General features: G+C 40.9%; 18 protein-coding genes. 17 read left to right on the top strand and 1 reads right to left on the bottom strand.

The genetic code is table 11. The annotated features are described in order from the left end of the window. Positions 1-224 precede the first annotated feature (224 nt). Entirely contained in the window at positions 225-1,172 is a 948-nt protein-coding gene (locus HMPREF3032_RS01375; protein WP_082717767.1) for an L-lactate dehydrogenase, read from the bottom strand. A gap of 428 nt (positions 1,173-1,600) precedes the next feature. Here HMPREF3032_RS01375 and HMPREF3032_RS07745 point away from each other — a divergent pair, with 428 nt between their 5' ends. From HMPREF3032_RS07745 to HMPREF3032_RS01295, 17 genes are all read left to right on the top strand, one after another. Beyond that, a complete protein-coding gene (locus HMPREF3032_RS07745) occupies positions 1,601-1,681 on the top strand; it encodes a putative holin-like toxin (protein ID WP_369688071.1) in 81 nt (26 codons plus the stop codon). 341 nt (positions 1,682-2,022) lie between these two features. Next, a complete protein-coding gene (locus tag HMPREF3032_RS01370; RefSeq protein ID WP_062401253.1) occupies positions 2,023-2,916 on the top strand; it encodes an epoxyqueuosine reductase in 894 nt (297 codons plus the stop codon). Continuing rightward, positions 2,903-4,087, top strand: coding sequence for a multidrug effflux MFS transporter (locus tag HMPREF3032_RS01365; RefSeq protein ID WP_062401252.1), 1,185 nt, complete (start codon positions 2,903-2,905; stop codon positions 4,085-4,087). Before HMPREF3032_RS01370 ends, HMPREF3032_RS01365 begins: the two co-directional genes overlap by 14 nt. Positions 4,088-4,324: 237 nt before the next feature. Further along, a complete protein-coding gene (gene rplU / locus HMPREF3032_RS01360) occupies positions 4,325-4,636 on the top strand; it encodes a 50S ribosomal protein L21 (protein ID WP_009352881.1) in 312 nt (103 codons plus the stop codon). A gap of 5 nt (positions 4,637-4,641) precedes the next feature. Further along, a complete protein-coding gene (locus HMPREF3032_RS01355; RefSeq protein WP_062401250.1) occupies positions 4,642-4,956 on the top strand; it encodes a ribosomal-processing cysteine protease Prp in 315 nt (104 codons plus the stop codon). Between the two features lie 12 nt (positions 4,957-4,968). Beyond that, the gene (rpmA, locus tag HMPREF3032_RS01350; RefSeq protein WP_009353004.1) at positions 4,969-5,256 is read left to right on the top strand and encodes a 50S ribosomal protein L27; all 288 of its coding nucleotides are present in this window, start codon (positions 4,969-4,971) and stop codon (positions 5,254-5,256) included. 353 nt (positions 5,257-5,609) lie between these two features. Beyond that, the gene (hydG, locus tag HMPREF3032_RS01345; RefSeq protein WP_062401249.1) at positions 5,610-7,028 is read left to right on the top strand and encodes a [FeFe] hydrogenase H-cluster radical SAM maturase HydG; all 1,419 of its coding nucleotides are present in this window, start codon (positions 5,610-5,612) and stop codon (positions 7,026-7,028) included. A gap of 84 nt (positions 7,029-7,112) precedes the next feature. Then, positions 7,113-8,648, top strand: coding sequence for a glutamine-hydrolyzing GMP synthase (gene guaA, locus HMPREF3032_RS01340; protein ID WP_062401247.1), 1,536 nt, complete (start codon positions 7,113-7,115; stop codon positions 8,646-8,648). A gap of 116 nt (positions 8,649-8,764) precedes the next feature. Beyond that, entirely contained in the window at positions 8,765-9,799 is a 1,035-nt protein-coding gene (locus HMPREF3032_RS01335) for a rod shape-determining protein (RefSeq protein WP_062401245.1), read from the top strand. Next, positions 9,799-10,716, top strand: a complete 918-nt coding sequence (mreC, locus tag HMPREF3032_RS01330) for a rod shape-determining protein MreC (protein ID WP_062401242.1) — start codon at positions 9,799-9,801, stop codon at positions 10,714-10,716. The genes HMPREF3032_RS01335 and mreC overlap by 1 nt, the downstream gene beginning before the upstream one ends. Continuing rightward, positions 10,713-11,204 (top strand): rod shape-determining protein MreD, encoded by a 492-nt coding sequence (gene mreD, locus HMPREF3032_RS01325; RefSeq protein WP_009352847.1) that lies wholly within the window; start codon positions 10,713-10,715, stop codon positions 11,202-11,204. Before mreC ends, mreD begins: the two co-directional genes overlap by 4 nt. Before the next feature lie 12 nt (positions 11,205-11,216). Then, positions 11,217-13,115, top strand: coding sequence for a penicillin-binding protein 2 (mrdA, locus tag HMPREF3032_RS01320; protein ID WP_062401240.1), 1,899 nt, complete (start codon positions 11,217-11,219; stop codon positions 13,113-13,115). Between the two features lie 9 nt (positions 13,116-13,124). Next, positions 13,125-14,228 carry a rod shape-determining protein RodA gene (gene rodA, locus HMPREF3032_RS01315; protein ID WP_062401238.1) on the top strand — a complete coding sequence of 368 codons (1,104 nt, stop codon included), beginning with the start codon at positions 13,125-13,127 and terminating at the stop codon, positions 14,226-14,228. A 37-nt stretch (positions 14,229-14,265) separates the two neighbouring features. After that, on the top strand, positions 14,266-16,149 hold the full coding sequence (locus HMPREF3032_RS01310) for a TIGR03960 family B12-binding radical SAM protein (protein WP_062401236.1): 1,884 nt from the start codon (positions 14,266-14,268) through the stop codon (positions 16,147-16,149). Continuing rightward, positions 16,121-16,810: a TIGR03936 family radical SAM-associated protein gene (locus HMPREF3032_RS01305; protein ID WP_062401257.1), complete on the top strand. Its 690-nt coding sequence runs from the start codon at positions 16,121-16,123 to the stop codon at positions 16,808-16,810. Before HMPREF3032_RS01310 ends, HMPREF3032_RS01305 begins: the two co-directional genes overlap by 29 nt. A gap of 9 nt (positions 16,811-16,819) precedes the next feature. Beyond that, positions 16,820-18,238, top strand: a complete 1,419-nt coding sequence (locus HMPREF3032_RS01300; protein ID WP_062401234.1) for an Rne/Rng family ribonuclease — start codon at positions 16,820-16,822, stop codon at positions 18,236-18,238. Between the two features lie 112 nt (positions 18,239-18,350). Next, complete coding sequence (locus HMPREF3032_RS01295; protein WP_062401232.1) at positions 18,351-18,914, top strand: manganese efflux pump MntP; 564 nt, start codon at positions 18,351-18,353, stop codon at positions 18,912-18,914. Positions 18,915-19,009 lie beyond the last annotated feature (95 nt).

Here is a 19,009-nt window from a genome sequence, read left to right as displayed (position 1 = left end):
ATACTCCTCACAAACGGTATTTCATAATGTATCGACTCTTGTAATGCTATGTACTCTGTGGCGGCTATAAGAAAATATGGCAAAGGGAAACGAGCAACACATTCCTTCACAAACGGTATTTCATAATGTTTGTTCAGGAACATGTTGCTCGTTTCTGTATTTTTATAATTTAGCTAGTAAGGATCGCCACAGGGCTACTACGCATGACTGCGTTCCTCAGGGAATTATAGTGTGTGTGCTAATTTAATATATTCCCGAATGCGTTCGCAAGAGTTGTGGAAGGCTTTTTGTTCGTCTGAGGTTAGGTGTAATTCCAAGATTTCTTCGATGCCGTTTTTGCCGATGATGGCAGGGACGGAGGCAAAGACGTTGTGTTCGCCGTATTCGCCTTCTAGTTTGCACGATAGAGGTAATACTTTTTGTTCATCGTGGAAGTAAGCACGGATGATTTCTGTGACGGATGTGGCGATACCAAATTCTGTGGATCCTTTTCCGATGAGGACAAGGTAGCCACCGTATTTCATTTGTTCTACTAGGGTATTTTCATCAAAGGTTGGGAAGCGGTGAGGAAGCTCCTGTTGGAGTTCTTTCAACGGTTTGCCAGATACTGTGACGTGAGACCAAGGGACCATAGCGCTACCACCGTGTTCACCCATAGCATAGCAAGATAAAGAGCGACGATGTACGTGGATTTGTTCAGCTACTAGTCGTTGTAGGCGTGCCGAATCTAAGGATGTACCGGAAGAGATAATTTTATGTTTCGGGTAGTCTAAGTATTCTTGTACATAGGCAGCTACTACGTCAGCTGGGTTGGAAATGCTCACGATGAAACCGTTGAACCCCGAGGCTTTCACACGAGGAAGGAATTCACGCAATACTTCTATGGTGGACCCTAGTGTATCTAGTCGATCTTGTTCTGGGGATGGTAGAGGACCTGCAGAAATAACGAGAATATCGCAGTCTCCGATATCTTCAGGTTCGCAAGCGATAGCTTCCACACGATGTGGTAAGTAACTTACGGCATCATTGATATCGGTAGCTTGGGCAATAGCTTTATCTTTGTCGATATCTACCATGTATAATTGGTCCACCTCGCCTTGGGTAGCCAGAGAAAATGCCACGTGGGAGCCCACATGACCAGTGCCGATAATGGCAACTTTACGTAGTTCTATAGACATATTGTTCCTCCTGTGTTGAATGATAAAAGTAATTAGTAATATGTTATAGGATAAAACTTTTGAGTTCATTTAGTCAATACGTCACTTGCTAATCTATGCAACCTGTAGGTCGTCACTTATTCTGCTATGTAGCCTGTGGCGATCTATACTAAATATTGCAAAGGGAAGACCGCAACATATTCCTTCTCAAACTGATACAGTGGTTAGGTTTGTTCAGGAACATGTTGCGGTCTTCTTGTATTTGTGCAACTTAGCTAGTAAGGGTCGCCATAAGGCTGCTACGCTTAACTGCGTTCCTCAGGGAGTATGTGTAGTATTGATAAAACATTAACATTTTGTGTGATTTTGCAGTATAATAAATAAGAAGAGTCAACGACGTGTTGTTAGGCTCATCTCTTCCTATTAGGGGAGGAGGTGATACTATGACTACATATGAAAAGTTATCTTTATTGATTCAATTTTCTATGTTGATTGTAGAAGTTCTCCGTTGCTTTTATAGCTAACGAAAACGCCTAATGAATAAGGTTTCCCAGACCTTACACGTTAGGCGTAATCAATTTTTCACTTTTGAGATGAGCCTAACGCTAGCAGACGTTGATGGCTCTTCTTTTGTTGTTTTAATTATAGCATAGTATATAGGCCATGACAATGTCTCTTGTTCTGCTACGCTTAACTGCATTCTTTAGAGAGCGGGATTAGTTTTGAGTTTTTTGGTAGTACTTCCAGAGAAAACTATAATTTAAAATAAAGCTTCCCCAAATGCATAGTCTTTGTTCGTAATTGATATGATATATGAGTGGCTGTTTATATATAAAACCTATGGATTGTATAGTATAATGAATGCATGACAAATTTAGAACTTGAAGAATTAGCGATACAATTAAATATTCCTGCGGTGGGGGTGGCGTCTTGGCCATTGCCGATGGAGGCGTCGTTACATTTGGATACGCCCTATCCTTGTCCGTTTACGAATGGAAGTATTGAAGAACGATTGCAGGGGTCCACGACTATTGCTTCACCGAAGTCCGCTATAGTCTGTTTGTTTCCTTATTATATGCCTAGGGAAGGAGTGACGAATTTAGCTAGGTACTGTTGGGGCGATGATTATCATGTTGTGGTACGACAGTATTTGGAACGACTGGTGGATATTTTGCGTGAGCGCTATCCTGACGAAATATACGAGATTCATTGTGATACGTCACCTTTAGCGGATCGGTATATGGCATACTTGGCAGGCTTAGGGTTTTATGGGTGGAACCAAACGTTTATTAACCCTACGTGGGGCTCCTATACTGTTATTGGCACTATTATGACGACGTTGGAATTGTCTCCTTCTGTACCGCTTGCACAGAGCTGTCTGCAATGTGGTGCTTGTTTGCGTGCTTGCCCTGGTAAGGCCTTACAAGGAGATCATTTAGATTATCGAACCTGTAAAAGTTATCTTACCCAATGTAAAGGGGAACTTTCAGAGGAAGAAGAACGAATTATTGGTAAAACACCTCTCATTTTTGGGTGTGATGTATGCCAGGAGGTGTGCCCTCACAATCGAGATATTCCTATGACGCCTATACCAGAGTTTCAACAGGTTACATCCTACATTGAGATGGAGGAATTAGAAGGAATGACGAATAAGGAGTTTAAAGCGAAGTACGGCCACAAAGCATGGGCTTGGCGAGGAAAAAAAGTGTTGCTTCGCAATGCGGAGATTGTTAGAAAGGAAAAGCATGAAGGAAAGTAAGTCTGTTTCATTGTTTTTAATTATATTCTTAGGATTGCTCACAGCGGTAACGCCATTGGCGACGGATATGTATTTGCCAGCCTTGCCGATTATGCCTGGAGAACTGGATACATCGGCATCAAATATTCAAATGACCATCGGCATTATGACCATCGGTATTGCAGTGGGACAACTCTTTGCAGGACCTATCAGCGATGTGCTAGGTCGCAAGAGACCACTCATTGTGGGAAACCTACTTTGTGTAGTAGCTACCATGGTTTGCGCTTATGCACCAAATATTGAAGTACTTTTGTTGGGTCGATTTTTGCAAGGTGTGACGGGTTCCTTTGGAGTAGTTATCTCTAAAGCTATCGCTCGTGACCATGCATCGGGGGCGGCTCTAATTAAGTTGTTGGCATCATTGATGATGGTCAATGGCTTGGCGCCTGTTATTGCTCCATTAGTGGGAGGACAAATTTTGGCATATGAAACGTGGAGATTCATTTTCGTCGTTTTAGCAGGCTTTGCGATTCTTCTTCTCGTGGGGTCCATTCTATTCCGTGAAAGCTTACCAACAGAACAGCGTGTAGCAGGGGGCATTCAAGAGGCGCTCAAAAACTATAAGATGCTATTAAAAGACAAAGCTTTTTTAGGACAATGCGGTATTCAATGCTTTGCTTTTGGAGCCTTCTTTTGTTACATTAGTGGATCATCCTTTGTGTATCAAAATATTTTTGGGTTGGATGCGCAACAATTTAGTTATATATTTGGCATCAACAGTTGTGGTATCATTTTGTTTAGTATAATTAGCTCTCGTTTGAGTAATGTTATTAAGGATTACCAATTGTTGCACGGTAGTTTGTGTGTGCTATTCCTAGGATCCACTTTGTTCTTAGGAGCTATGGCACTGAATATACCATTCTTAGTGGTGACCACAATTTTATTCTTTACCGTAGGGACGGTGTCTCTATTCGGGGCGGCTAGTTTTTCTATGGCTATGGCAAATTACGGTCACCTAGCAGGTAGTGCATCTGCCTTATTAGGGTTTTTCTCCATGATGTCTGCAGGTGTTGTGTCACCTATTGTGGGGATCGGAGGGTCACATACGGCAATTCCTATGGGAATTACCATGGTGATATGTTCCTTGGCAGCACTTCTTTGCTATTATCGATTTGCTCGCCCTAGGGCATAGGTGTATTACTATAGCCAAAGTATTGTGGGTAAAGGTAGTGAAATCGGCAAGTATTGAGTCTATAGAGATAGAAAAAATTAGGTTTCTTTCGTTGACATAAACGGTGCTTGTCATGTATAATAATTGAGTCGTAGTTTGGGTACGCCCAACTATTGCAAGCCGCATGAAGAGGTCAATAATATTTGGCTTCGGCTAGATAACCGCATTCAGCGAGTACGAATACAAGGAGGTGTCATAATGTACGCAATTATTAAAACTGGTGGTAAACAATATCGCGTTTCCGAAGGCGATGTAATCACTATTGAAAAATTGGATGTAGCAGCTGAAGGAACTGTTTCTTTTGACGAAGTTGTAACTGTAGTTAAAGACGGTGATGTTAAAGTTGGTACACCACTTGTGGACGGTGCAAAAGTTACTGGTACAGTACTTGAACATGGTAAAGCGAAAAAGATCTTGGTTTTCAAATACAAAGCGAAATCCAACTATCGTCGTCGTCAAGGCCATCGCCAACCATTCACTAAAGTTCGCATCGAAAAAATCGAGGCGTAAGTATCATGACTCACATTGATGTGAAACGCAATCGATTAGGGCAGATCATAGAATGTCATTTTCGAGGACATGCTGAAGCAGGTCCTTACGGAGAAGATATTGTATGTGCCGCTATATCCATGCTTTCACAGACATCGATCTTAGGTCTTCATGAGGTGGCTAAGCAATCCATGGAGTACCAAATAGAAGACGGTGAGTTACATATCCTACTTTCAGAACCTGTTACTGAAAGAGGACAAACTATATTAGAAACGATGCTTCTTGGTATCAAGAATGTGGCGGATCAATATAGTGATTTTGTTAGAGTGAGTGAACAATAGGAGGTGAACTACATGTTATTCAATATCCAATTACAACTATTCGCATCTAAAAAAGGTGCTTCCAGTACAAAAAATGGTCGTGATTCCGAGTCCAAACGTCTTGGAGTTAAATGCCATGACGGTTCTACTGTAAAAAGTGGTAACATCCTAGTTCGTCAACGTGGTACACATTTCCATCCAGGCGCTAACGTAGGTATCGGCAAAGATGATACTTTGTTTGCATTGGTTCCTGGCCGTGTAGCATTTGAACGTGCTGGTCGTTATAACCGTAAAGTTTCTGTATACCCTGTAGAAGCTTAATCATAACACATATAAAAGGTCTCTAGATAGTAATATCTGGTGGCCTTTTTTGTTTGCATGGGGCAGGAAACTTTCAAAATGAACAAATGAATAGATGTATATTTCTGTTTATGCATACATAGTATTAACAATTGCTTTCATAATATAGGCTAATTTTATATACATTGATTCATAAGTGGAGTATAATAAAAGAAAGGCTATATCTAATAAAATCGGTATACCCAGAAGCGGGCAACACCTAGTGGCTGTTGCCATATAGTATATTGAAAGTTTCCTCTTGGGATACGCTGTATATAGATAACCTAAGCGGGGAATGTGATAGATCTACTAAGTCAGTAGAAAAGGAGTTTACTATGTATGATGTACGCTCTTCCAAGGCGGAAGAATTTATTAATCACGAAGAGATTCTAGCCACTTTACAATATGCAGAAGAAAATAAGGAAAACCGTCCTTTATTGGATGCTATATTAGAAAAGGCAAAAACTCGTGTAGGATTAAACCACCGTGAGGCGATGGTACTGTTAGAATGTCCTTTGCCAGAATATAAGGAAAAATTATTTGCTTTAGCAAAAGAGATTAAACAAGCGATTTATGGCAATCGTATTGTATTATTTGCTCCTTTGTATTTATCAAACTATTGTATCAATGGTTGTGTCTACTGCCCATACCATGCAAAAAATAAAACCATCACTCGTAAAAAATTAAACCAAGATCAAGTCCGTGAAGAAGTAATGGCCTTAGAAGCCATGGGGCATAAACGGATTGTTATCGAATCTGGCGAACATCCATTGGAAAATCCACTGGAATATATTTTGGAATGTATTGATACGATTTACTCCATCAAAAAAGATAATGGAGAAATACGTCGAGTCAATGTCAATATTGCGGCGTGTGAAGTAGAAGATTATCGAAAATTACATGAGGCAGGTATTGGTACGTACACATTGTTCCAAGAAACATATAATAAAGAAAACTATGAAGCCCTTCATCCAACAGGCCCTAAGAGCGATTATGCATACCATACAACGGCTATGGATCGCGCTATGGAGGCAGGTATTGATGACGTGGGCATTGGCGTCCTTTATGGATTGGAACACTACAAATATGACTTCGTAGGCTTGTTGATGCATGCAGAACATTTAGAAGCGAAGTTTGGTGTAGGCCCGCATACGATCAGTGTGCCTCGAATTTGTCCAGCTGATGATATCGATGTAGATGATTTCAGTAATGCTGTACCAGACGATATTTTTGAAAAAATCGTAGCTTTGATTCGTGTGTCTGCACCGTATGCAGGTATGATTATGTCTACTCGTGAAAGTCAAGCTATGCGTGAACGTGGTTTAGCCTTAGGTATCTCGCAAATTTCTGGAGGGTCTCGTACATCTGTCGGTGGCTATGTAGAAGAAGAACCAGAAGAAGAAAATTCTGCTCAATTTGATACGAGTGACCGCCGTTCCTTGGATGAAATTGTGGAATGGTTATTGCAATTAGGATATGTACCAAGTTTCTGTACGGCTTGCTACCGTGAAGGACGTACAGGTGACCGCTTTATGGCACTGGCTAAGAGTGGACAAATTTCCAACTGCTGTCAACCGAATGCGTTGATGACATTGAAAGAGTATTTACTAGACTATGCAGATGAGGAAACAAAAGCTGTTGGTGCGGCTGTTATCGACGTGCAATTAGACTCCATTAAAAATGATCTAGTGAAAGAAAAATCCAAAGCTTATATTGCGCAAATGGAAGAGGGAGAACGTGACTTCCGATTCTAGTCAAAATTTAGTGCATAGGGTATAATATTTAATATATAGTGTTTATATATTGAAGTTATAAACAGAAGATTGTGGGAGGACAGAATGGAACAAAAAGAGATGGTTGTTGTCGTTGACTTTGGTGGTCAATATAACCAACTGATCGCGCGTCGTGTACGTGAAAATAATGTGTATTGTGAGGTATATCCGTACAATAAAGCATTAGAAAAAATTAAAGAATTACAGCCAAAAGGTATCATCTTCACAGGTGGTCCTGCTAGCGTATACGAAGACAATGCTCCTAAAATGGAAGCGGAAGTATTTGAACTTGGCATTCCAGTATTGGGTATGTGCTATGGTATGCAATTTATGGCACATACATTAGGTGGTCATGTAACGTCTGCGGAAACACGTGAATTTGGTAAAACTCCAACTCATGTAGATGTGTCCTCACCATTATTTAAAGGACTTTCAGAAGAAGAAATCGTATGGATGAGCCATGTAGATTATGTGGCAAAAGTGCCAGAAGGTTTCAAAATCGTGGCACATACAAAAGATTGCCCTGTAGCAGCCATGCAAAACGAAGAGCGCCGTTTATATGCTATGCAATACCATGCAGAAGTGTTGCATACAGAACATGGTAAAGAAATGTTGCACAACTTCTTGTATGAAGTATGTGGATGCACAGGCCAATGGACGATGGCAAACTATGCAAAAACTGCTATTGAAGAGATTCGCAATACAGTAGGCGATGGCAAAGTATTATTGGCATTATCTGGCGGTGTGGATAGCTCCGTAGCAGCGGCGTTAATCTCCAAAGCTGTAGGGGACCAATTAACTTGTATCTTCGTTGACCATGGTTTGATGCGTAAAAATGAAGGTGACGAAGTAGAAGCGGCGTTCAAAGATTCTGGTATGCACTTCATTCGTGTGGATGCAGAAGAACGTTTCTTAACAAAATTAGCAGGTCTTGAAGATCCAGAAGCGAAACGTAAAGCTATCGGCGAAGAATTTATTCGTGTATTCGAAGATGAAGGACGTAAAATTGGTTCCGTTGATTACTTAGCACAAGGTACCATTTATCCAGACGTAATCGAATCTGGCACTGGTGAAGCAGAAGTGATTAAATCTCATCACAACGTAGGTGGATTACCTGCAGTAGTAGATTTTAAAGGTTTAATCGAACCACTTCGCAACTTGTTCAAAGATGAAGTTCGTCAATTAGGTGCTGAACTTGGTTTGGCAGATTACCTAGTATGGCGTCAACCATTCCCAGGGCCAGGTCTTGCGATTCGTGTCATGGGTGAAGTGACAAAAGATAAACTAGATGTATTGCGTGATGCGGATTACATCTTCCGCGATGAAATTGCAAAAGCTGGTTTAGATCGTTCCATTAACCAATACTTCGCGGTATTAACAAGCACACGCACAGTAGGTGTTATGGGTGACTTCCGTACCTATGATTACACATTGGCATTGCGTGGGGTGACCACCACTGACTTCATGACAGCTGATTGGGCACGTATCCCTTATGATGTATTGGATACTATCTCCCGCCGTATCGTGAACGAAGTAAACCACATTAACCGTATCGTGTACGATATTACAAGTAAACCACCAGCAACCATTGAGTGGGAATAAAAAATAGACATACTGAAAGCCAGCAGAACTTAGGTTCTGCTGGCTTTTTTATTTATAATCTCCTTAAAGTATGTTACAATTAATAGAATACGGAATTCTTTATAAGGAGAGATTCGATGAAATTATTTTCTTCATTAGGAAGAGATTTAGGAATAGATATTGGGACCTTTCATACGCATATTTTTGTGGAAGGTCGAGGGGTGGTTGTATCAGAACCATCCATCGTGGCAACGGATGCAAAGCAAGAGAATATCGTCACCGTTGGGGAAGATGCACATCGCTTGCTATTGCGTAATCCAGAAACATTAGCCCCTATGAGTCCTCTGAAAGAGGGCTTTATTGTGGACTATCGTATTGTGTTGTCTATGTTAAAGTATTTTATGAACAAAGCATCCAAGGCGGTTCGTAGATCTCGTGTCGTCATGGCAGTGCCTTGTGGGATTACCGATGTAGAGCGAAGAGCGATGACAGATGCTATTATTCAGGCAGGAGCTCGGGAAGCTCATTTGCTGGAAAGTCCAGTGGCAGCAGCGATTGGTGCAGGGCTTCCTATCTTTGAGGCCCGTGGTAGTATGGCTGTAGATATTGGCGGTAGTACTACAGATGTAGCTATTTTATCTATGGGTGGTAAAGTAGCGAGCCGCACATCACGGATTGGTGGTAATGAATTAAACGAAGCCATATATCATTATATACGTAATGAGTTTTCTATTATGGTATCCGATGAAACAGTGGAAGACATTAAGCAAACTCTTGGTTGTGCGATCGCTCCATCTATCGAAGGGGAATACACTATCGTAGGTCGTCACTCTGAAACGGGACTCACCAAACGCTGTATCATTCGTAAAAGTGAAGTCTATGAAATTTTGCGACAACCTATTGCAGATATGGTGGTTGTTATACGCAGTATTTTGGAAAAAACACCACCTGAATTAGTGGCAGATATTATGGAAAGTGGCATGCTCCTTACGGGAGGTACGTCCTTACTTGAAGGGTTAGACCGCCACATCCAAGAGGAACTAGGCATTCCTGTACGCATTGCAGATACGCCCGGCGATACGGTGGCACTTGGTTTAGGAAGAGCTGCCGCAGATGTGCAACGTTTAGAACGATTGTTAGTGGCAAGTAAATTACGAAAGGGGCGATCTTAATGCAACAATCTGAACGCAAATGGTTGACTATGATCGTCATTCTTTGTACTGTACTAGGTGTTTTTGGATATGTGTGGAAACAAAGAACACAAGTTCCAGTGGTAACAGTAACTCTAGAAAATTTGATGGCCCCATTTACCTATGGAGCTAGTCGTTTCTTAGAAGGAATACATACGGGGATAGCGATTATTGATGATGGTATTCTACGTGTGAAAGATATGTCTGATATAGAGGAACGCAATGCAGAATTAGAGCAAAAGCAAGTGGCCTATGACGAATTGGTAGCAGAGAATATTCGGTTACGCCAATTATTACAATTTAAAGGAGAACAACCTCAATTTGCTTTATTAGCAGCCTCTGTAGTGACTCGTGATAGAGGGGCTTGGACGGATACATTCACTATTAGTAGAGGCCGTGTAGATGGGGTAGAGCCAAATATGGCAGTCATTGCTCCCCGTGGAGTCGTAGGCTTTGTATCAGATGTATATGAACATTCTGCACGGGTACAAAGCATATTAGATCCAAGATCTGCTACTGGTGTTATCGTGCAACGACCAGAATCTAGAATTGCATCTATACTGAAAGGGAATGGGAATCGCCCTATGGAGCCACAAATGGTGAACATTGCCTTAAATGGTGATGTGCTAAAAGGCGATACAATTGTAACTTCAGGGTTTGGAGGTATGTATCCAAAGGGATTATTATTAGGTCATGTGAAAGATATTGTCACTGATGAAGAAGGTTTTGTGAAACATGCAATCATTGAGCCTACGGTAGACTTTCAAAGTTTAGAAGAAGTATTCGTCATTACCAAATCCTTCACGGCGCGACCAGAAACACCAAAATTAGAGCCAAAATTGATTCCTCGCACGCAACGAGATCAAGTAGAAGGTGCTAAAGGGACGGTGCAACAATGAAGCGATTTGCCTGGACATTGATGTTAGTAGGTGTGATTATTATCCAATCTTTAGTCGTACCTAGATGGTTTCCCTACTCTTGGGCACCTCATTTGTTGCTAGATATTGCCTTAGCCGTTACTATACTGAAAGGGCGTTCCTCTGGACTGCTATTAGCAGTTGTAGGGGGTATTGTCCAGGATGTGATGATTGGTAATTATTTTGGATTACATGTGGTATCCTATGCCGCAGTGAGTTATGCCTTAGGGTCTATACATTTGACTATTTATGAAGAACAATGGTATGCCAGTGCTGGGTGGATTGGACTAGGAGCGGCGTTAGTGATGCTAGTGCAAATAGGCTTATTGTGGATTGTGCAGGAGCCTATCATATTGACTACCTATATTTGGAATCATGGCATTCCTTCGATAGGTATTGATGCCTTAGTGGGAATCTTAGTGCATAAACTAGTATGGCGCTGGGAAGAAAAAGATGAATACATGTGGTAGAAAGGAGAGACTATGTTAAAAGCACTATATAAAAAGAAAAAAACTACACGCTTTGATGTGTTGTTAACTATAGTCATCCTCGTTTTTGCTGTTTTATTAGGACGTGTATTTTACTTACAAGCTATTGAAGGTGATTATTACCGTGGAAAAGCAGAGGGGAACCGGTTACGTATCTTATCTATGACGGCTACAAGAGGGTTGATGTATGATCGAAATGGTCAAATTGTCGTCGGCTCACGACCTGCTTATATGGTATCTATGTTGCCAACTGGAAAACAGGCAGATCCAAAAGTGTTAGAACAATTGGCTGCTTATTTGCAAGTGCCAGTGAAAACCTTAGCAGATAAAATAGAAGCTCATAAAGGTGGTTATGAACCAATTAGATTAGCTAGTGATGTAACCTTAGATAAGGTCACAAAAATTGAAGAACATCGTCACGAATTACCAGGTATTACAGTAGATGTAGAACCACTTCGCTATTACCCTCATGATACGATGGCATCTCAACTATTGGGCTATGTAGGAGAAGTGAGCGAAGAAGAATTGGCAAAAGTAAAGCAAGCAGAATTAGAAGGCACAAATTCTGGAGGCCCTATTGGAGCGGGTACGATTTTAGGAAGATCGGGCCTTGAGAAAATGTATGACTCTGTCTTGCGTGGTGTTGATGGTGGTCGTCAAGTAGAGGTAGATGCTAGCGGACGACCTGTTGAAGAAGTAGGCCGTAAACATACAGTACCAGGGCGAAATATTCATTTGACAATTGACTTGAATTTGCAAAAAGTGGCTGAAAAAGCTGTGTATGATCAATTAGCTACTCTTAGATTGCAAGGTATTCCTGCAAAGGGTGCTGCCGTTGTGGCCCTAGATCCTAACACAGGAGCTGTATTGGCGATGGTTAGTGCCCCAGGATTCAATCCGAATTGGTTTGCCAAAGGGATTACCACAGAACAATGGAACCAACTCAATACTGATGCGAATCATCCTTTTGAAAATAAAGTAGTTACTGGTGAATATCCACCAGGATCTCCTTTTAAAATTATTACTGGCGCAGCCGCATTAGAATTAAAAAAAGTAACTCCTAATGAAATGATTTACGATAGTGGTAAACACTGGTTAATTGATAAGCGAAATGCAGAGGGAGAAGCCTTGGGCTGGCTTGACTTTAATAAAGCCTTAGCCAAATCTGATAATGTGTATTTCTATGAAATGGGTAATCGCTTAGGGATAGAAAATATTGATAAATATGCTAAAATCTTTGGATTAGGAGAAAAGACAGGTATTAAGCTCTATGATGAGGGTCGTGGTAACTTAGCTAGTCCAGAATATAAGAGGAAAGTATTTAATCAAGATTGGTATTTAGGGGAAACTTTTGATGCTGCTATAGGTCAGTCTTTTACCTTAGTCACGCCTATACAGATGGCAGTGGTTATGTCTGAAATTGCTAATGGAGGGATTCGTTACCAACCGTATGTGGTGAGCCGCATTGATAATGCAGATGGAACGCCAGAAGAAATCTTTGGACCTAAGAAGCTAGGCGTTTTACAAGTGTCTAAAGCAGTTATGGATATTGTTCGTAATGGTCTTAGAGACGTAACGTTGGAAGGTGGTACAGCAGGGGAAATTTTTAAAGGATTATCCCTAGCAGTAGCTGGTAAAACAGGAACTGCAGAGAATGCTACTGGTACTGACCACGGTTGGTTCGTTGCCTATGCCCCTTATGACAAACCCCGTATTGTTGTAGTAGCCCTTGTGGAGCAAGGTGGCTTTGGAGCTAGCTCAGCCGGCTCTATTGTGCGTCCTATTTTAGAAGAATATTTTCATATTCCTAAACCAGTTGTTGCACCAGTGAACGGGAAAAAAGGTGATCCCAAAACGGGCACATCTTCTATAAAAGAGCAAAAAGTAGACTAGGAGTATACTATGTGGCAGAGAATTATACGAGAATGGGATTGGATTTTGGTGCTGTCCACGATTAGCCTTATCATCATAGGATGCATTGTGATTGGTAGTGCTACGCATGTGAATCGCGAAGGTTTACAACTAACGGGACTGGTATCAAAGCAATTACTATTTTTTGGATTAAATATCATAGCCATTGTAGGTCTACAATGGCTAGATTATGAGCGTTTGCGTCCCTATGCTAAATGGATTTATGCAGCTACCATCCTCATGTTATTGGCTGTTATGATCGTGGGTACATCAGCACTGGGTGCGCAGCGCTGGATTCAGATTGGTCCGATTACTATCCAACCATCAGAGTTTACAAAACTGATGATGATCATTAGCCTTGCCAATATGTTGGAAAGTCGGGTAGAAAAATTAAATTCCTTTAAAGAACTGTTGCCAGTATTCTTGTTTTTAGGAATTCCGGCACTACTAGTATTTAAGCAACCTGACTTAGGAACATCCTTAGTGTATGTGGCTATTTTGGCAGGCATGCTTTTTGTTAGTGGTATTCGAATGCGATTAGTGCAGATTATGGTAGGTACCATGGTGGCATTAGCTCCGCTAAGTTGGTTTGTTTTGCAAGAGTATCAAAAACAACGGATTATGGTATTTTTAAATCCCAATGTAGACCCATTTGGAGCCGGATATCATATTATCCAATCTAAAATTGCAATCGGTTCAGGTTTGCTATTTGGAAAAGGCCTTTTTGAAGGAACCCAAAGCCAGCTGAACTTTTTACCAGAAAACCATACAGATTTTATTTTCTCCGTGGTCGGAGAAGAATTGGGTCTTCTTGGGTGTTGTGTGGTCTTAGGATTATTGTTAGTGGTTGTATATCGTAGCTTTTTAATTGCCAAACGATCAGTAGATCCCTTTGGTATGCTAATTGCTACAGGTATTGGGTCTATGTTTTTGTTTGAAGTCTTAGTCAATGTAGGTATGACGACAGGTATTATGCCAGTAACAGGAATCCCATTGCCTTTCATCAGTTATGGTGTTAGTGCTTTGACCACCAATTTATTGAGTATAGGTTTATTATTGAATATAGTAATGCGTCAGAAAAAACGCATGTTTTAATTGTTAGAAATGAGGCTTATGCCTCTAGTGAGGTTGTATGATTCACTTAGATCCATCATGGTTACAACATGTGGAAAAACCGGCTCGCTATACCGGAGGGGAATGGAATAGCATTGTAAAAGACCACAGTACAGTGGATGTGACAATGGCCTTGGCATTTCCTGATGTATATGAAGTAAGTATGAGCCACTTAGGAATAAAAATTTTATATGGTTTGTTAAATGAACGTCAAGATGTGGTGGCTGAGCGTGTCTTTGCGCCTTGGCACGACATGGAAAAGGAAATGCGAGACCGTAAGATTCCTTTATTTTCTTTGGAAACCAAAACGCCAATTCGCGAATTTGATCTATTGGGATTTACATTGCAATATGAAATGAGCTATACCAACATCTTGAATATGCTGGATATGGCAGAGATCCCTTTCTATAGCAAAGATCGAGATATGTCTTTCCCATTGCTATTAGCAGGGGGACCTTGTGTATATAATATTGAGCCTATTGCAGATTTTTTTGACATCGTGTCTATCGGTGAATCGGAAGAATGGCTTGTGGAATTTGTAGAACTATTTAAAACAGAAAAAGCGAAAGGTTTTCCAGGCGGTAAAGGGGCATTCTTGCGCAAAGCAGCCTTAATTGAAGGGACCTATGTACCTGCTTTATATGAGCCAGAATACACAGAGGACGGTCATTTTAAAGGGTTAAAAATTTTGGCAGAGGAAGCGCCGGCAGTTGTAAAAAAACGTATCGTAGAAGATGTAGAACACTCCTATTATCCGACAGCACCTATTGTGCCATATTTAGACGTAGTCCATGATCGGGCTGTATTAGAATTATTCCGTGGTTGTTTGCGAGGCTGTCGTTTCTGCCAAGCTGGTATGTTATATCGTCCTGTTCGTGAAAGAACGCCGGAACGGTTATTACAAATGGCAAAGGATATTATCGCCAATACCGGATATAATGAAATTTCTTTAATGTCTCTAAGTTCTGCAGATTATTCTAAATTGCCAGAATTAGTAGATATGCTGATGGAAGAATTTAAAGATAAACAAGTCAGTGTTAGTCTACCATCTTTGCGTATTGACGCATTTTCTATTGATATTGCAAAAAAAGTGCAGCAAGTGCGTAAAAGTGGCTTAACCTTTGCTCCAGAAGCAGGCTCTCAGCGTATGCGTGATGTGATTAACAAAGGTGTTAGTGAAGAAGATTTGATGGCAGCTTGTGAAAATGCTTTCAAATCTGGTTGGAACACAGTGAAATTATACTTTATGATGGGCTTACCGACGGAAACCGATGAAGACGTAGCAGGCATTGCTGACTTAGCTTATAAAGTATTAGATTTGCACCGAGATATTACAGGCAAACGCAATGGCAAGGTGACAGTGAGTTGTTCTTTCTTCGTACCGAAAACACACTCCCCTTACCAATGGTATGGTCAACAAGATGTAGAGGAAATTCATCGTAAACAGAGATATTTAAAATCCCTTATCAACAATCGGAATATTTCCTATCATTATCATGATGGACATACAGGGTATTTAGAGGCTATCTTTGCTCGTGGAGATAGACGATTAGCGCCATCCGTCATAGAGGCTTGGAAACAGGGCTGTAAATTTGATGGCTGGACAGAGTATTTTAAATACGATACCTGGATGCAGGCTTTCAAAGATACGAATATTGATCCAGATTATTATGCTCGCCGTGACCGCAGCTTTGAAGAGGCATTGCCTTGGGAACATATTGATGACACCGTAAGTAAAGCCTTTTTACAACGTGAATGGGAGCGTGCTGTAGAAGGTACGTTGACGTGGGATTGCCGTCGTAAGCCATGTAATGGCTGTAATGCTTGCCCAGAGCTAGGCACACCGATTATTGATTATAAGGAGGGTGGACGTGTTGAGAAAGTTACGTTTGGCCTTACATAAGGGAGAAGAACTTCGCTTTTTATCCCATTTAGATTATGCTTCCGCCATAGAGCGTATGATTCGTCGTAGTGGGATTAAAATGGCTTATTCTGAGGGATTTAATCCACATATGAAGATTAGCTTTTCCTCTGCCCTTGCCTTGGGTATCACGGCCAGTGCTGAATACTGTGATATGGATGTGTTAGCAGAAGGGTCATTAGAAGAATTGATGAGCCGACTTTCACAATCAGCACCAAAAGGCTTAGAAGTGTTGGATGGACGATTCATGCCGGATAAAGTGAAAAAAATGATGGCCATATGCAATTATGCAGTCTATGAGGTGACAGGTCCGACTGTAGAATACGCAAATTGGGAACAGTTGCTGGAACCTTTTAATAGTGCAGACGAAGTATTATATGAAAAGGTAACACCGAAGAAAACAAGAATGATTGATGTGAAACATTTCATTAAAGAACCCTTGGTAGCAAAGGTAGACAGAGATATGGTAACAATTCGTATGGCTATTGGCGTATATCCAGAAGGGACTATGAAGCCAGGGGATATGTGGAAATTGGGCAAAGAGCAATACGGTTGGCCCGTAACAGATAGTTATTCTATTCACCGTGAAGCGATTTTGATTGAAACGGATGGGGCTTGTATTACGCCTCTAGAAGTGGAATAAGGAGAGACTATGAATCGATTATATGCCAATGTGATGAAAGAGGAAACCCGTCTTGCCATTGTGGATGAGACAGGGGATTTACAACAAATTATATATGAACGACCACAGCAATCAAATCGTGTAAATCATATGTATAAAGGGGTAGTGAAAAATGTTCTGCCTGGCATGAGTGCAGCTTTCCTCGACATTGGCATCGGGCAAAATGTGTACCTAAACCTACAAGAACAAGGGAAACAAAAAAAAGTACATGTAGGGGAAGTCTTATTAGTTCAAGTTGTGAAGGATGCCATGCTGGGAAAAAGCGCTCGTGTCACTACTGATGTTAGTTTGGCTGGTCATTATATGGTATTATTGCCACAAGATCAACAGATTCATATTTCTAAAAAGATTACAGACCCAGAGTTGCGTCAGTTTTTGAAAGATATGGCACAACCTTATTTAGAGCGAGGTGTAGGATTTATTTTGCGCACCGCAGCTATGGGGGCTAGTGAAGAAGAAATTGCTCGTGATATGGCCTATTTACATCAGACTTGGGAACACTTGCAAAAGCGCTACAAGGTAGCACAGAATGGAACGGAAATCTATGGAGATGCCAACCTATGGTATCGTGTCATTCGTGACTACGTAGGACCTACGGTAGGTTCTATTATGGTGGATGATGCAGCTGCTTATGAAGAGTTGCAACAATTATTAGGAGCAGGACGATTTGGTAAGCCTGTAGAAGTCAGCTTTTGGAATCAAAAGGAAGATATTTTTAAAACACATGGTATTGAAGAACAAATTGATGCTCTTTTAAATCATCGCATTGATCTACCCTCTGGTGGCTCCTTACAGATTGATCAAACAGAGGCACTCACTGTGATTGATGTAAACTCTGCTCATTACAGTGGTAAGAATGAACAAGTGGGACAGGTGGCAAAACGAGTGAATCAAGAAGCGGCCCATATGATTGCCAGACAATTGCGATTGCGAAATCTTGGAGGAATCATTATTTGCGATTTTATAGATATGCCTAAACAGGATATGGAAGAACTAGTACAGTTGATGAACCACTTAGTGAAAAAGGATCCTATTAAAACCGTGGTATGTGGTATTACTTCCTTAGGTTTGTTGGAGTTGACACGGAAACGGGAGCGCCAAAGTATTCCATCTATCCTCTTTGATACTTGTTCCAGTTGTGGTGGTACTGGACATGTACTAAAAGGAGAAACTGTGTATTTGCAAATCTTACGACGTCTGCGGGAATTGTATCGCTTTGGTCGATTAAAAACGGATGTGTCCATTGTGGTGCATCCAGATGTGGGGCAATTCTTTACAAAACAAGTATTGGAATCGTTACGTACAGAGTTGCAACGAACTATACAGATTGAAAATGATACCACAATGGGATTAGAAGCCTATTCCCTATTAGCCTTAGGTGATGTATAATAATAAAATTAGTACTAAAAACAATTACAGTTCTCTATATGAAATGTAATGTTTTTAAGAAAAAGTGCTTGGGATTGCCAAGCACTTTTGTTGTTATTTGCAGGAGGGACTTGTGTCATACCTTGAAATATTGATTTTGTCGGTAGGTCTTGCCATGGATGCCTTTGCGGTTTCTATTTGTAAATCATCGCAGATGAAAGCGGATCCAAAGATGAAAAAAATCACTTTGGCATTCTTGTTTGGTGCATTCCAGTGCTTAATGCCGATCATAGGGGCAGCTGTAGGAGCTCAATTTTCGCAGAATTTTGATGAGTGGGACCATTGGATTATTTTCATGACTTTAGGCTATTTGGGTATTAATATGATTCGTACCTCTCTTAGCGATGAGGAAGAGGATACATCTTCCGTGGATTGGAAAGAGATGTTAGCATTGTCCATTGCCACTAGTATCGATGCTTTAGCTGTAGGGGTTACCATTGCACTATTGCATGTGGATATATATTTTACATCGCTCACCATAGGAGTGATTACCTTCTTGGTATGTCTCGTGGGCATATTTAGTGGATATCATATGATGAAAGCATTTCGTGAAAGAGCCGAAATGGCAGGAGGAGTTATATTGATTCTGATTGGAGTCAAAATATTGCTGCAGCATTTGGGGTACTTGCCTTGCTAAATCGTCTCTTGTGTTGCTATTCTGTCCGTGGCTCTTTATTGTTAGTGTAAGGGAAAATCGCCGCACATTCCTCCACAAACTGATACAGTGGTTAG

The organism is Veillonella sp. DNF00869 (genome assembly GCF_001553345.1).
Classification (GTDB): domain Bacteria; phylum Bacillota; class Negativicutes; order Veillonellales; family Veillonellaceae; genus F0422.
The sequence above is the reverse complement of the archived record's forward strand: the minus strand, read 5'-3'. Positions and strand labels throughout refer to the sequence as shown.

What these genes read in the sequence shown, in the direction of transcription:
- mrdA (WP_062401240.1), top strand. Translation starts at nt 11,217, where the DNA reads ATGTTAAAAGCACTATATAAAAAGAAAAAAACTACACGCTTTGATGTG.
- mreD (WP_009352847.1), top strand. Translation starts at nt 10,713, where the DNA reads ATGAAGCGATTTGCCTGGACATTGATGTTAGTAGGTGTGATTATTATC.
- HMPREF3032_RS01310 (WP_062401236.1), top strand. Translation starts at nt 14,266, where the DNA reads ATGATTCACTTAGATCCATCATGGTTACAACATGTGGAAAAACCGGCT.
- HMPREF3032_RS01365 (WP_062401252.1), top strand. Translation starts at nt 2,903, where the DNA reads ATGAAGGAAAGTAAGTCTGTTTCATTGTTTTTAATTATATTCTTAGGA.
- HMPREF3032_RS07745 (WP_369688071.1), top strand. Translation starts at nt 1,601, where the DNA reads ATGACTACATATGAAAAGTTATCTTTATTGATTCAATTTTCTATGTTG.
- HMPREF3032_RS01335 (WP_062401245.1), top strand. Translation starts at nt 8,765, where the DNA reads ATGAAATTATTTTCTTCATTAGGAAGAGATTTAGGAATAGATATTGGG.
- hydG (WP_062401249.1), top strand. Translation starts at nt 5,610, where the DNA reads ATGTATGATGTACGCTCTTCCAAGGCGGAAGAATTTATTAATCACGAA.
- rodA (WP_062401238.1), top strand. Translation starts at nt 13,125, where the DNA reads ATGTGGCAGAGAATTATACGAGAATGGGATTGGATTTTGGTGCTGTCC.
- HMPREF3032_RS01370 (WP_062401253.1), top strand. Translation starts at nt 2,023, where the DNA reads ATGACAAATTTAGAACTTGAAGAATTAGCGATACAATTAAATATTCCT.
- guaA (WP_062401247.1), top strand. Translation starts at nt 7,113, where the DNA reads ATGGAACAAAAAGAGATGGTTGTTGTCGTTGACTTTGGTGGTCAATAT.
- HMPREF3032_RS01355 (WP_062401250.1), top strand. Translation starts at nt 4,642, where the DNA reads ATGACTCACATTGATGTGAAACGCAATCGATTAGGGCAGATCATAGAA.
- rplU (WP_009352881.1), top strand. Translation starts at nt 4,325, where the DNA reads ATGTACGCAATTATTAAAACTGGTGGTAAACAATATCGCGTTTCCGAA.
- rpmA (WP_009353004.1), top strand. Translation starts at nt 4,969, where the DNA reads ATGTTATTCAATATCCAATTACAACTATTCGCATCTAAAAAAGGTGCT.
- mreC (WP_062401242.1), top strand. Translation starts at nt 9,799, where the DNA reads ATGCAACAATCTGAACGCAAATGGTTGACTATGATCGTCATTCTTTGT.
- HMPREF3032_RS01300 (WP_062401234.1), top strand. Translation starts at nt 16,820, where the DNA reads ATGAATCGATTATATGCCAATGTGATGAAAGAGGAAACCCGTCTTGCC.